The organism is Pseudactinotalea sp. Z1732, assembly GCF_049724975.1.
In the GTDB taxonomy this organism is placed as follows: Bacteria; Actinomycetota; Actinomycetes; order Actinomycetales; family Beutenbergiaceae; genus CALKWS01.
This window is the reverse complement of record NZ_JBMPQC010000027.1, coordinates 1-11,896: the sequence shown is the minus strand read 5'-3', so window position 1 is coordinate 11,896 and position 11,896 is coordinate 1. Positions and strand designations below refer to the sequence as shown.

Annotated in this window: 8 protein-coding genes and 1 pseudogene; 5 read left to right on the top strand and 4 right to left on the bottom strand. The window is 65.4% G+C overall.

The genetic code is table 11. The features are described from left to right. The 4 genes and pseudogenes from ACPL7H_RS19000 to ACPL7H_RS18985 form a co-directional block, all read right to left on the bottom strand. Nucleotides 1-385: pseudogene (locus tag ACPL7H_RS19000) on the bottom strand (hypothetical protein); the annotation flags it as partial. Further along, complete coding sequence (locus ACPL7H_RS18995) at nt 382-1,854, bottom strand: glycosyltransferase family 4 protein (RefSeq protein ID WP_424798305.1); 1,473 nt, start codon at nt 1,852-1,854, stop codon at nt 382-384. The gene ACPL7H_RS18995 and the pseudogene ACPL7H_RS19000, both read right to left, overlap by 4 nt. Before the next feature lie 287 nt (nt 1,855-2,141). Beyond that, nucleotides 2,142-3,200, bottom strand: coding sequence for an LCP family protein (locus tag ACPL7H_RS18990; RefSeq protein WP_424798304.1), 1,059 nt, complete (start codon nt 3,198-3,200; stop codon nt 2,142-2,144). A gap of 84 nt (nt 3,201-3,284) precedes the next feature. Next, nucleotides 3,285-5,183 (bottom strand): CgeB family protein, encoded by a 1,899-nt coding sequence (locus tag ACPL7H_RS18985; protein ID WP_424798303.1) that lies wholly within the window; start codon nt 5,181-5,183, stop codon nt 3,285-3,287. 390 nt (nt 5,184-5,573) lie between these two features. Between ACPL7H_RS18985 and ACPL7H_RS18980 the strand changes: the two genes are divergently transcribed. From ACPL7H_RS18980 to ACPL7H_RS18960, 5 genes are all read left to right on the top strand, one after another. Then, nucleotides 5,574-5,768: a hypothetical protein gene (locus tag ACPL7H_RS18980; protein WP_424787324.1), complete on the top strand. Its 195-nt coding sequence runs from the start codon at nt 5,574-5,576 to the stop codon at nt 5,766-5,768. Next, nucleotides 5,765-6,511 carry a hypothetical protein gene (locus ACPL7H_RS18975; protein ID WP_424798302.1) on the top strand — a complete coding sequence of 249 codons (747 nt, stop codon included), beginning with the start codon at nt 5,765-5,767 and terminating at the stop codon, nt 6,509-6,511. The genes ACPL7H_RS18980 and ACPL7H_RS18975 overlap by 4 nt, the downstream gene beginning before the upstream one ends. Nucleotides 6,512-6,825: 314 nt before the next feature. After that, a complete protein-coding gene (locus tag ACPL7H_RS18970) occupies nt 6,826-8,061 on the top strand; it encodes an MFS transporter (protein ID WP_424798301.1) in 1,236 nt (411 codons plus the stop codon). A gap of 180 nt (nt 8,062-8,241) precedes the next feature. After that, nucleotides 8,242-10,038, top strand: a complete 1,797-nt coding sequence (locus tag ACPL7H_RS18965; RefSeq protein ID WP_424798300.1) for a DUF5635 domain-containing protein — start codon at nt 8,242-8,244, stop codon at nt 10,036-10,038. Nucleotides 10,039-11,170: 1,132 nt separating this feature from the next. Beyond that, nucleotides 11,171-11,896 (top strand): ISL3 family transposase (locus tag ACPL7H_RS18960; protein WP_424798299.1); only part of this gene is annotated, 726 nt, incomplete at its 3' end.

Here is an 11,896-nt window from a genome sequence, read left to right as displayed (position 1 = left end):
TCATGAGTGAGCGGGCAGTGAATTGGAAGAGGAACACACCGATAATCAGGTAACCGACGAACCGGTCAATGCCGCGCGAAGTCTGCAGGAGTAGGCCGAAGATGAGGAAGTATATGGCGCCATTGAGCATCGGTTGGAGAACGAGCCATGCATTCCCCAGGATCATCCCCCGGCCGGCGGAGAAGGCGCGTGCCCGGGAGTCTGCCCAGATGAAGTGGCCCCGACGCCAGAGATCCAAGAGATACCTTTTGAGTGTGGGACGTTTGCCCACGGGTTTGAGGAACCAACTCCCGATCACCTCTTGTCGGGGTCCGTCGCTCTGGAGGTCCTGGACGAACCGGGCGTTGCCCTGGACCTTCTGTGGGGAACGTTGGTCCGTGCTCATCGCGTCGCCTTCACCTCCTCGTAGATCTCCGCATGGGCTAAGCCAGCGGTCCGCCAGGTTCGGCCGCGGGCGAAGGAACGGCCTGCTATAGCGTAAGCCGTTGCCAAGTCGCGGTCGCACTGCAGCGCAGCAATCTGATCCGCCAGCGCGCGAACGTCACCGGGGTGGAATGTCGTTCCCGCACCTGGTGCGGAAACAATCTCGGCCAGAGCAGGGACGTCGCTGGCAATCACTGGCCGCTCCAGCGCCATGGCCTCCATCGGCTTCAACGGGGTAACTATCCGAGTCACCGGCAGATCGCGCCGCGGAGCGATGAAGGCGTCCAATCCCTGATACCAGGTGGATACGTGGTGCCGGGGCACTCGCCCGGGAAACCGGATCCAATCCTGCAGGCCGAGCCGGCGAGTTTGGGCGATCAAATCAGGCCGCGCCACACCGTCACCGACGATGGCGCCCCGCACATCCAGCCCTTCAGCGCGCAGGGCGGCAATCGCCTCGATGAGTGTGTCGAAGCCTTCGTAGTCCACCAGCGAACTGACCGAACCCACCCAGAAACCTTCAGTAGGAAGCCCGAGTGCCTCCCGGGCCTGATGGGGAGCAAGGTTCTGCTCCAGCAGCGCCGGATCGACCCCATTCGGGATTACCGTGACATCTCCGGCTACTCGACCACGGGCGATGATGTCCTGGCGGAGCGTTTCACTGATCGCGACCACGTGGTCGGCGGCCAGGATCATCTCCGTCTCCTTCTCGCGCAGCAATCGGTAGCGCTCGCTGGCCTCGGCTGCCGATTGAACCGAGGGATGACGAGAGGCCAACCAGGTCTTCTCCAATTGCCCGCGCACCTCGTAGATCCACGGAACACCGAGCGCAGCGGCCAACGCTTGCGTCACGAGGGCGTTGGTGTAGTTAGTGGTGGTGTGGAGCACCGTGGGCGCAAACGATTCCACGATAGGCAACGCCTGCCGGACCATCTGCTGCAACCGCGTGGCAGGCAAACCGGCAAGCCGCGGCGTCAGCAGGCGATGGTAGGTGATGCCCTCGACCTCGTCGGAATCGCGGGCGCCGGTGAGCCCCACGGTGACGGGGTAGCCAATGCGCGTTAGCCCTGCCACGGCAATCCCTGCCTGAGCCTGGGCCTTTAACACTTCATGACTGCGAAAGGCGTAACCGCTGGCCGTGTGCGGCACGGAGTTCGTCAACACATGCAACGCGCGGATGTTGCTCCCGGGTGTCGGGCGGGTTCTAGCGAGGGGGATATCCAGCGCAAAGCCTGGGGCCAGGGTCGCGCGCTCGGAAGCCAGGCGAGCGGCATACCGCTGCCCGGCTCGCCCGGCCGGCCGAGCCAGGCGGATCGCCTCGGTGATGTCGCCGTCGTTCCACGCCGCGCGCGCCCGGGTAAGTGGTCGTGCTGAGTCCAACCCACCAGGTGCCAAGGCCACAGCACCGAGTTGAACGGCCAGTTCAGCCATGACATGCCGAGGCAGTGACCGCTTCGGTGCCGTCGCCGCTGCCAAAGTGCGTGCGGCGTCGTCGACCCTTCCAGCGATGAAGTGGGCCAGCGCGAGCCGTACTCCCGCAGAAGCTCCCACCGCTAGTACGCGGGAGAGGGCGGGTCGGATCCGGTTCGGCAGGCGCCGTGCGGTCTGGACCAGTAGCAGCAGTGGATCGTCAGCGCCCTGCTGCAGCGCGGTCCGGGCGATCAGGAGGAGATTCCGCAGGACTTGGAGCGGTCGGGTGCGCGTGGGGGAGGTAGGCACTACGGCGTGTAATCCGTGCCGTAAGTGCCCACGTACTCATCCATGGAGTCCGTGCGCAATGCCTCGCCCAGATCAGCGGTCTGCGGCCGGTTCACCACATTGACCGACTGGCCCTGCTCCGTACCGAAACCTGTGACCGGGGCCATCAGCGACACCACCGAGTCCGTATCGAAGTCCTCCAGTGCCGCGGCGAGTGTGAGGGTGTCCGCCACGGAGAAGTCACCGGTGACCTTGACGTTCTGATAGAGCATCTCTACCAACTCCGGGAACTCCTCGGGCTCCTCGGTCATCTTCTCCTGGATTCGCTCCAGCATGCCGACCAGGGCGGCCCGGCCGCGTTCGGTGCGGTCCAGATCGCCCAGCGGCATCCCCTGGCGCTGGCGGACGTAGATCAGCCCATCGGTGTTCTCCAGGCGGATGCGACCGGCCGGAAACTCCACGTACCGTCCGGTGCTCTCCACGGTGACCGAGGTGGCGTATTGATTCTCCACCTCGAAGTACTCCAACCACCGGGTGAGGTTAATGAAGGAATTCATGTTCGTCTGCACGGTGAAGTCGATGTCCAGGCCGCCGAGCAGGTCATCCAGGGTCGCGTGCATGGTGTCCAGCCCACCGCGCGGGTAAGCGGAGTTGAGTTTCCCGTTGCCGAAGCCGGGGATGTGCACCCACGAGTCCCGGCTGAAGGAGACCAGGTAGACGTTCTCCCGGTCCTCCGGGACGTGGGCCAGGATCATGGTGTCCGGGTTGCCGACCATGGCGTCGGGGTCCCGGTCGTCCGTGCCCAGCAACAGAATGTTGACCGGCCCCTCGGGCAGTGGGTCCTGGAGTTCGGGCTCCGGTTCCGGTTCAGGTTCAGGTTCGGGTTCCGGCTCCGGTTCGGGTTCGGGCTCCGGTTCCGGCTCAGGTTCGGGTGCAGCGCTGGTGGTCTCCTCCGGCTCGGGCTCCTCCGCGGATGAGCATGCCGTGAGGACCAGTGCCCAACTGAGCACGATCATCAGCAGCGCCAACCCCCGGCGCGGCCGGCGGTCAGTGCGGCGCAGTGTCACGGGTGCAGCCACGACGATCCCCCCTGGTTGGGTCCTGAGCGTAAAGGGTCATCGTACGCAGGCGCTGGTGCATGCATCGGTAACTACCTGTCTGCCCTACACCATCACGTGGGCAGGGTTGTGGCCGTAGAACTGCACATCCGCGTTGGCCAGCAACTCGGTATCGGTGGTGTTCCAGGTGTGCCGGTGGTCGCCAATTCCGGAGGTGGTGGCGCGGCGGTGCTGGATGAAGTTGAACCTGTCGGCCGAGTAGATCGTGGCGCCGGCCGCTGAGGCCGCGTCGAGGAACCCGGTGTCCTCCCCGCGGGGCACGGCAGGGAACGGGTGGGATAAGGCCAGGTCGCGGCGAGCCACGATCGTCGGACCGGCGACGAAGTCGGTGTAGCGGTGCTCGCGCTCGGGGAAGCGCAGCACGGTGGCGTCCGGGTCGGCGAGGTACATGAAGTGCGCTTGTTTGCCGACCACGTCGGCGCCGGCGTAGTCCATGGCATACACCTGGTCGGACAGGTACTGCGGCCCGTACAGATCGTCGTCGTCGACCTTCGCCACCACGTCCCCAGTGGCCGCCCGAGCCAGGATGTTCAAGCACTCACCCAGCGGTGTCTGGGCGTCTGCGCTGAGGAATTCCATTCGCTCGATGCCGTGCTCGTTGGCCTGGGCGCGGGTTTCGGTCTCGGGCAGGTCGAATCCGTGGGCGAGGAGCAGGAGTTCGTAGTCGACATCCTGCTGGGCTGCGATGGTGGTCAGGACGTGCTCGATCTGGGCGGGACGGTTGGTGGACACCAGAATCGAGACCGTGGGGCGGCGCTGCACGCTGTGCTCGGCGCCGATTCGGTCCAGGAGAGCGTCCACCCGGCGGGTGTAGGTGTGCTCGGACCAGATCCGCCGCTGGGCCCGGTGCACCATCCGGTCGCGCAGTTCACGGCTGCGGACCAGGGCGCGCAGGGTGTGTTCGGCCTCCTGGCGATCGTGCACCTGGGCGACCATGTCTGCGGTGAAGTAGTTCTCGATCGCGGGGCTGGGCGTAGAGACCACGGGGGTGCCGCTGGCGGTGATCTCGAAGATGCGCCGGGCGCACATGCTGGGGGAGTCCACGACGGAGTTGACGTTGAGGAACACCTTGTAGGCGCGGTTCGCCGAGAGCATCCGGTCATAACTCAGTGAGCCGACCACACGCTGATCCAGCGGTGGCGGGAACTGGTAGCGATCATCCGCGCCCAAGTACCGGGAGAAGATCTCCAGGCCGGTTTCCATCCTCGGGCTCACGGCCTCGGCGGCGCCCAGGAGAAGATCCATCTGCTCACGCCGCTCGGGGTAACGGTGGGCGAAGTACATGCCCGCGAAGGCGATGTCGCGGTGCTGGTGGCCACCTGAGGGACGCACCGGATTGTGGATCGACTGCTGGGCGGCGAAGGGCAGCAGGCCGATGCGCTCGTGGCCCAGGTCGCGGCGGTAGTCATCAAGGCGGTTGGCGTCGGTGGTGAAGACGTGGTCGAAGAGCCGTGCCGAGTCCAGGAAGTCGGCGTAGTGGGCTGGGTCTTCCTTATTCCAGAACACCGTGGGGACCCCGTTGGCTTTGCACCACTCGACCAGTTCGACGAACTGCGGGCGGGGAGCGCTGGTTCCGGTGAGGTGGTACTGCCACGCGTCGGCATTGCCGTGCCAGGCCGACTCCACGAACAGCATCTCCACCGGGTGCTCGGTGAGCGTCTTCCGCCAGGAGGAGGGGGTGAGCTCGACCTGGTCCCACTCGTGGCTGAGGGCCAGGCGGGAGAAGTCATCGAGGATGACGGCGACCCGCATCTGCCTCCGCGGGGGCCGTTCCGGGAGCGGCCACGGGGGGAAGGTCAGGTGCCCATGGGCGTCACGCTGGCCCTCCAGCAGCGAGGGGGTGTGGCGGGTGGTGGTGCTGCGGTTCAGGTACTTGCGAAGTTGCCGGTGGCCCCCCGTGCGCAGATGCCACAGGGCGACGCGGGCTCGATGGAGCCTAGACAAGGCAGGAGGTTTCCGACGCTGGGTGATGGCCCTCGTGGGTGCCGGGAAGGCGGCGTGATGGCCGCGCTGCGAGATCGCCCTCCCGGGATGCTGCCTCCATGATGTGCCAGCATAGTCAACCGATGCAGGCGGGATTGTGCGGTTGCGGGTCATGCGCGTAGGGGTGGGCGTCGTACGCAACGGGGGTTTCGTGGTCGTCAGTCGACAAGTCCAGAGCGAGGCACTCTGAATTGTCGGTTGGTGTAGCGACCCAGCAGGGCGCGACCGTCCGTGTCGTTGAGCGGTATGTGCCGTTCTACTCTGGCAAGATTGGTGTAGCGCAACGCTGGATTAGGCCGCGATGTCAGACCTCGGCGCAATCATGTGGCGGACGCGTGTGGAGGAGCGACCATGGCACCGAAGACTGCAGTTCGAGTGATGACTGTCGAGGAGGCGAAGGAGTTGCGCGCTGATTTGGTGCGCCGTTTGCCGTTCTCCGAAGAGGAATTGCGCCATCGCGCGCAGCGGTTCGATCTTGATCCTCGGCAGTTGGCGGCCTATGACGAGATCGAAGACCTGGACTACCTACTCAAACACGCCGGATGAGCCAGCTCGCGGTTCAGGCTCGTCAGTTCGCTGATGAGTTGACCGCGACGATCGACGGAGTCGTGGTCGGTAATTCCCAGCCCTTCGACGCGTCTCTGGTAGCAGGTGGTGTGGGGGTGACTGTTCGACAAGAGCCTGGTACGGGCATCCCGTTGTCGGTAGACGGTGACACGACCATGTCCCTGCGAGTGCATTACCGTTGCGCTCTCGATTCATCCGAGAAGTTTCTTCGTGTTGAGAAGTCGACGTTCGCCCTCCATTACGGTGCTGAGGCCGACGGGCCACCGATATTTCGATACGACTACGACAGGGACATGCCGCATCCGCTCCCGCGAGCCCACCTCCAGGTTGATGAGGGCGCGACCTCCGATATCTCCGGGTTGTTCTCCTTGGCTGGATCCGGAACGTCTCGAGCGCGCCGGGTCCGGAAACGATGGGAGCGGGACGACTCGCACGGGCGACAAGGCGACCTGCACTTCCCACTTGGCGGGGATCGCTTCCGGCCGAGTGTGGAGGATGTGCTTGAGATTCTGGTGGACGCGTTCGGCGTGGATTGCGAACGGGGGTGGCGGTCGGTCCTCCGAAGAGGCCGCGTGCGTTGGCGCCGTATACAACTCATGGCAGCCATTCGAGACAATGCACAGGTGGCGGCGGAGGTGCTTGAATCTGAATTCGGCTATAAAGTGATTCCTCCCGCGGGCGGGCACCCGGCGTCGAAGGACGAGAACCTCCGTCGGCTCTGATCTGCCACCAACGAGCCAGTGGCCAGGCGCCCCCGGGTGCGGGCGGTACCAGACAGTTGTGCACATGCGCACGGGTGGGCGTCGGCCGCAATGGGGGTTCGTCGTCGGTCGTGAGGATCTGCGTGCGCGCGGAAGGTGGACGCGATGTCCGAGGCCAGTTTCATCACTCCAGCGACTAAGGCTCGGCGCGCACGTCAAGGGCCGCCCGTGCATCGTCGTCGGCGCGAGTGTCCTACTGCGGATGCACAGGAGGTGGGTGTGCCAAGGAACGGGGGATCGTCCCTCGTTGATGCCGTGCGGGAGAATGCGTGGCGATGACCCCTTCTGACCGATCGAGCACCGTGGTCTCCCTGCGCGCCCTGCTGCCCGGGGTCTATTTGCCCACGCTGTTGTTTGAGATCGGCGTGGGCGCGATGATGCCGATGATCGCGGTGTCCACCACCAGCCTGGGCGGGAGCCTGTCCACCGCGGCACTAATGGTGTCGCTGCTGGCGGTCGGCAAGATCCTGGCCGACGTGCCCGCCGGTGCACTGGCCGCGAAGGTGGGGGACCGGCCGGCGATGGTGGCGGCCTCGGGGTTGGCGGTGCTCGCCCTGGCCGGGCTCGCCCTGGCACCGAACCTGGTCACCTTGGCGATCGGGGTGCTGCTAGTGGGGGCGTGCGAGGCGGTGTACGGACTGGCCCGCCAGTCCTACCTGACCGCCGTGATCCACCCACTGCGCCGCGCCCGGGCGCTGTCCACCCTGGGCGGGGTGGCCCGGATCGGGTTGTTCCTGGGCCCGTTCGTGGGCGCCCTGGCGATGGCTGGGTCGCAGGAGCCATCCCGGTCCTACTGGGTGGGAGTGGTGACCTCCCTGGCCGCGGCCGCCGTCGTCGTCGGTGTTCGTGACCCGGCCAAGCACCTGGCGCACACCGCCGCTCCGAGGGGCGGACGCCCGGCGGTGCTGGCGGTGTTGCGCGAGCACCGGCGCGTCTTCGTCACCCTCGGGGTCGCAGTGCTCGGGGTGAGCGCAGTGCGCGGGGCGCGCAACACGGTGCTGCCGGTGTGGACCGAGTCCCTCGGTTTCGACCCCTCCACGACGTCGTTGGTGTTCGGGTTATCCGGGGCGATCGACATGCTGCTGTTCTACCCGGCGGGCAAGGTAATGGACCGGTTCGGGCGGCTGTGGGTGGCGATCCCCTCCATGGCAGTGATGGGCCTGGCGATGCTGCTGTTACCGCTCACCTCCACGCTGGTGGGGGTGTCGGTGGTGGCGATGGTGCTGGGGTTCGGCAATGGCATCGGCTCGGGGATCCTGATGACGCTCGGGGCCGATACCGCACCGCCGGGCCAGCGCGCCCAGTTCCTGGGGATCTGGCGGCTGTTCGCCGACACCGGCGGGGCAGCTGGCCCTTTGGTGGTGTCGGCAGGCGCGGCGCTCGGATCGCTGGCCGCCGGGATCGTGTCGATGGGGGTGCTCTCGGGCGCCGTGATTGCGGCCCTGGGGCGGTGGGTGCCGCGATGGTCGGTGCACGCCAATGCGCGGACGCGGCGGGAGGCGGGGGTGTGAGGGTCGTGTTGTTCGTGCGGACGCCTGCGATGTCGACTACGGGCTTGCGCGCCAGTCTCGCCCGCTTGCCTCACTGCGATGATCCCCCCGTTGCGGCGCCACGGCAGCGGTCGCGATTCAACAACAACATGCCAACCGTGGCTGTAGTTTAAGTTTAGGCACCCTGCTAAACTTAAACTTATGATCGATTCGCGCGACTCGATTCACTTCCAGCCGGGCACCGAACTTATCGTGGACCGCAACCGAACGGAGATGGCCGTAGAACGTTGCCTCGAGGCAATCCGTCATGGCAGTTTGCCGGATGCAGCCGAGCGACAACGAGTGGATGTCAAGGAAGAAGCGGGCCGGCGGGGTTCGGGCGGTGTGTTGCTGCCCGGAGAGCCAGAGAATGTTAAGGCTGCTGATCATCTCGCAGATGAAGTGGCAGCGATGGCGAACACTCCTGGCGGAGGAGCACTGATCATCGGAATCGAGAACAAGACCGGGGATCTTCTCGGTACTGAACTCGACGCGGAATGGCTTCGGCAGCAGATCTACCGTCGGGTCGACCTCGCTCCGGACGTCGTCGTGCGCTACGAGCAGGGAATCCGCCTCCTGGTCATCTATGTGCCGGAGGCGCGGGAGCCAGTCGAAGATACGAGCGATCGGCTCCGATGGCGCGTTGGGCCAGAGTCCGTTCCGATTGACCGAGGCCAATGGTGGCTCCACCGTCAAGGCCGATCCGGGTGGGACCAAATGGCTAGGCCAAGTTCGATGGCGATGGACAACGTGACGCAGGCAGCGCTCGCTGTGGCGCGCGAACATCTGGAGCGGCGAGAGGCCCAGGACGAAGCCAGTCTCGAATTGTCGGTGGCGGCACCAGCGGAGATGTTGCGCCGACTCGGGCTTCTCACCGTTGATGGTTTTCTCACAGAAGCGGGCGCGCTTTTGTTTTGCCCCGCTCCACGGGCTTGGCTGAACTGGTCACGCCTCGATGTGGAAGGCGGTGACGTCCTCGCCCGGGAGGAGAGTTTCCAGGGGATGAGCCTGCTGGAACAAATCGCACGCGTTGAGGCGCTGTTGGATGCGGCGAATGATCGTGTCACCCTCGAAGGCCGATTCGCCGAGGGCGTAGTGCGGCTCGTACCGAGCAGGTCCGCCAGAGAAGCGATCCTCAATGGCATCGTCCACCGAGATTGGAATCAGCATGCTGCCACCACTGTCACCTGGGTCGAGGAGGACAGGTCGCTGACGGTTGTATCGCCAGGAGGTTTTGTCGGGGGCGTCACCAGTGACAACCTACTCACACAACGATTCAGCCGATCCCCTGCGTTGGCAGACGCTGCCCTAGCGCTCGGATTGGTGGACAAGCAAGGGATCGGGGTGGACCGGATGTACCGCGAAATGGTCACTCTTGGACACCAGCCGCCCTTCATCGCCGAGGAGCCGGGGCCCCGCGTCCGCACTCGGCTCGTGGGTGGGACACCTGTCATCCCGATCATGCGACTTACGAAGCGCCTTCAGCCTGCCGCCAGGCAACGTGACGTACAGGTTGCCCTCATCGTTCACACGCTCCTGTACACCCCATTCGTCGATGCAGCGCACATTGCAGCAGTTCTGCAACGAACGCCGCCTGAGGCAGTCGAGGCACTCGAAATTACCGCGCGCTGCGTGCTTGAGGCTCAGCCGGTCATTGAGCCTCACAAGGACGTCTGGGTGTTGTCGCGCGCGGCTCGGAAGGCAGTCCTGGGCAACCGAAACGACACCGTGGACCTCAAGCGCCGAGGGGTGCTTTGGTATGTGGCGCCGACCGCCGACGAGGCAAGACGAGTGGTCCAGGAATGGGGCGACCGCCACGACCGCATCACCTCAGGCGATTTTGCGGTGCTGAGCGGCCTGACGCAGCAGGGCGCGCTAGGGGTGCTCGAGCGTCTAGAGGGCGACGTCCTCACTCGCGGCGACGGCGCTGGAAGGAGCGCACACTTCGTGTTTGCTTAACAGTTTTCGCCAGATCAGCAACAAGATCGCCACCTCCAACTTCTCTTTCAGATTAGGGCCCACCGTAAATTTAAACTCTCAAGGAGTTGTCACGATCCGTCGTCATTGACTGGATCTGCTCTGACGGGCGGAGCGGTCGGGCAGGACCGTGACGTGCACGCACACCCTGGTCGGGCACCGAACCGAGCCGTTGGACTCTTAAGGTGAGCGCCGCCGTCGTCCGCCTTTGACTGTAGGAAGGAGTACCCCGAGCGGTAGGGAACAATGCGGCGTAGATAGACGCCCACGACCCCACGCCCCGAGCGCCGCAGTCTCGCTGCGGGCGTTGCTGGCAGGGGTGTATCTGCCCACGCTGCTGTTCGAGATCGCCGTGGGGGCGATGATGCCGATGATCGCGGTGTCCACCACTGCCCTGGGCGGGAGCTGCGACGGCGGCGGTGATGGTGGCGTTGTTGGCGGTGGGCAAGGTCCTAACCGATGTGCCGGTTGGGGCGCTGGCGGCGAAGGTGGGGGACGGGCCGGCGATGGTGGCGGCCTCGTGGATGGCAGAATCCGTCATTGCTGTGTAGGACGAATCGTTCAAGGTTGGTGCCGTTTTCGACCAGAGAGGACGGTCTGGGAGGACTTCGACCGCGTCTACGAGGGGGGCCACCTCGAACCGGACCTGATTGGGTCCTTTATGTTCGTGAACTCGCCCTCGACTACGGCACGCACAATCCGGCCTGGCACCGCACGGAGAACCGTCCCGGGTTCTCGGGCGCGGTGATCGCGGCGCTGGGGCGGTGGGTGCCGCGGTGGTCGGTGCATGCCAATGCGCGGACGCGGCGGGAGGCGGGGGTGGAGTGATGAGCGTCGCAGACGCGTCGGTTCAACCTGGGCGCGACGAGCGCTTCCTGGGCCTGTGGATACCTCGCATGTCGAACTTATTCGGCTCTTCCGGTTTGAGGGTGCGTTGAGGGGCTGATCGAGTGTGGCGTGGTGGGCCGTGAGCGGGTGGGCCTTGGGTGAGGATTGGAGGTGCTAACCAGTCCGATCCGAACACCCAAGGCCCGCGATGAAATCTACCTGCTCTGCCGCTGTTTCTGGTTGCCCTGTTGCTGATGTCATCTGTCGCACCGCGGAGTTGGACCTGATGATCACCGGGGCCAGCATCGACGCCGCAGACGTCACCATCATCCAGGCCCGACCGCGCCAGGGGTTGCCGTTCTGCCCGTCCTGCGGGGCCGAAGGGGTCCTGCGGGATCACGTGGTGCGGGTGCTGACCGACGTACCGGTGGCCGGCCATCCCACCAGGTTGCACGTGCGCCTGCCTCGCTATCGGTGCACCGGGACCCAGTGCCCGCAGCGGATCTTCCAGCAACGGCTGGACTGCGCCGCGGTGGGGGCCAAGACCACCAACCGGTGCACCCGGTGGATCCTGCAGCGCTTGGCGATCGACAAGATGAGCATCAGCGCCGTGGCCCGGGCCCTGGGACTGGGATGGGACCTGGTCAATAACCTCGCGGTCGATGCCGCCCGCACCCTGGTCTATGACGACCCGACCCACCTGGAAGGGGTGCGGATCTTGGGGGTCGATGAGCACAAGTGGAAACACGTGCGCGGCGGCGGTGAGGACTCGTATGTCACGATCCTGGTAGATCTGACCCCCACGATCGAGGGCACCGGGCCGGCGCGGCTGCTGGATGTGCAAGCAGGCCGTTCGGCGAAGGTACTCACCGACTGGTTGGCCGAGCGCACCCAGGAGTTCCGCGACCGCATCGAGGTGGTCACCATGGATGGCTTCACCGGCTATCACAGCGCCACCAAAGAAGCACTGCCGCAGGCCACACCGGTGATGGACCCCTTCCACACGGTGCAA